This is a genomic window from Streptomyces sp. 13-12-16 (assembly GCF_002114215.1).
Lineage (GTDB): Bacteria > Actinomycetota > Actinomycetes > Streptomycetales > Streptomycetaceae > Streptomyces.
Window position 1 is genome coordinate 1 of record NZ_NCTE01001103.1, and the last position, 2075, is coordinate 2075.

Below are 2075 nucleotides of genomic sequence, written 5' to 3' on the forward strand. Positions count from 1 at the left end.
GCCGTCCGTCGGCGTCCGGCCCTCGCGCGCGCCGGTGATCGTCGGCGCCCCTGTGCGGTCCGCGGGCCGGTCGTGTGGGCGCGGGCCGGTCGTGCGGGCGCGGGCCGGTCGTGCGGTCATGGCTCCCCGTATGGCCACGGACCTCTGTGCGGCCACGGGCCGGCCGTGAGGTCGCGGCTCCCCGTTACGGTCGCAGGCCCGCTGCGTGGTCGCAGGACCGCAGTGTGGTCACGGGACCGCCGTGCGGGCTGCCGTGAGCAGGGATTCCCAGTCGGGGAGCTTGACGATGCCGCGGCCCAGGGAGGCGCCCAGTTCCGCCTCGGCGTGTTCGATCGCCTGCCAGCCCGTCCATTCGACCGGTTCGACGCCCTCGGCCCGCAGTGCCGCCAGCGGGTCGCCGGGGAGGTCGCGGTCCGTGAGGAAGGGCGCGTCCCGCAGCAGGGAGGCCACCGTCTCCTTCGCGCAGGACCGGTTGGTGCCGATGACGCCCGTCGGACCCCGCTTGATCCAGCCCGCCACGTACTCGCCCGCAGCGACGGCGCCCTCCCGCAGCACCCGCCCGGCGAGATGCGGAACCGTGCCGGCCGCCGCGTCGAACGGCAGCCCCTCCAGCGGCACCCCGCGATAACCGACCGAGCGCAGCACCAACTGCGCCCCGACGTCCTCGAACCGCCCCGTGCCCGTGACGCCGCCGTGTCCGTCCGGCACCGTCCGCTCGAAACGCACCGCACCCACCCTGCCCTCCCGGGCGATCAGTTCGGCCGGGCGGAGGAAGAAGCGCAGCCGGATCAGCCGCCGGGCGCCCGGCACCGGCGCCCCGGCCCAGCCGCGCAGCACCTCGACGTTGCGGCGCTGCGGGGCGGGCAGCGCGGACGGGTCCGTGTACGCCGGGTCCTGCGCGGCCTCGGCCGGGTCCACGGCGATTTCGGTGTCCGGCAGGACCCCCAGTTCGCGCAGCTCCTTGGTGGTGAAGCGGGCCTGGGACGGGCCGCGCCGGCCCACCATGTGGATGCGGTCCACCCGGCTCGACGCGAGTGCGGCCAGGGCCGCGTGCGGCATGTCGGTCGGGCTCAGCTCCGTGGCGCCCCGGGCCAGCATGCGCGTCACGTCCACGGCGACGTTCCCCATTCCGATGACCACCGCCGACCGCACCCCGCGCAGGAAACCGTCGTCGACGGCGTCCGGATGCGCGCTGTACCAGGACACGAACTCGGTCGCCGACCAGCTGCCCGGCAGCTCCTCGCCCGGGATGCCCAGCCGCCGGTCCGCGGCGGCGCCCACGCAGTACACCACCGCGTGGTAGAGCTCCCGCAGCCGCGCGACCGGCACCCCGCCCGGCCCGACCGGCACCCCGCCGAGGAAGCGCACGCGCTCGTGCTCCAGGACCGCGCGGAGGGTGTTCTGCAGGGACTTGATCTTCTCGTGGTCCGGTGCCACGCCGTAGCGGACCAGGCCGTACGGACACGGCAGCCGGTCCAGGACGTCCACGCGCACCCGGGCGTCCTGCTGGACGAGGCTCTGGGCGGAGTAGCACCCGCTCGGCCCGGAACCGATGACGGCGACACGCAGCACGGCGGAACTCCTCACCACGGGGGCTCGACAGGAGATCGCTGATGTCTCCAGCATGGCACCGTCCGCGCTCCGCTGACAGGGTGCCGTCCGCCGCCCGGGGCGCGTGTTCTACGGAGGGAAACTGATCACGCGGTTACGTTGCGTGTGTGTTTGAGGCATCTTTTCTTCATCTTTCCGATCGCTCTCCGGCGGAGGGCGCGGTGTCCGTGTGGCCCGCGTGGGAGGTGCGGGAGGGGGAGCGGGCGACCCGGTGGCTCCATGTGCGGCTGGCCTTCGGCGACGGGGCCCGCGTCGACGCGCTGGCGACGGTGTGCGAGGGGTGGGTCTGCGTCGAGGACGTACGGGCCCGGCCCGCGCTCGCCCTGGAGGACCTCGCCCTGTTCGCCGACTGGATCGAGGGGCCGCTGGCGCGGGCCTGCGGCGCCGAGCCCGAGCCGGACCCCGGGGCCGCTCCCGGTACGGGCGCGCACCGGGAGCGGCCCGACCGGCCGAGGGGGCCGCAG

The 2075-nt window shown here is 75.2% G+C and carries 2 protein-coding genes; one reads left to right on the plus strand and one right to left on the minus strand.

Annotated elements, in window-relative coordinates:
* Positions 1–228 precede the first annotated feature (228 nt).
* The gene (locus B7767_RS35905) at positions 229–1572 is read right to left on the minus strand and encodes an FAD-dependent oxidoreductase (protein WP_085575700.1); all 1344 of its coding nucleotides are present in this window, start codon (positions 1570–1572) and stop codon (positions 229–231) included.
* Between the two features lie 200 nt (positions 1573–1772).
* Between B7767_RS35905 and B7767_RS35910 the strand changes: the two genes are divergently transcribed.
* Positions 1773–2075, plus strand: a 303-nt coding sequence (locus B7767_RS35910) for a DUF6214 family protein (RefSeq protein WP_085575701.1), incomplete at its 3' end; no start/stop codon positions are given.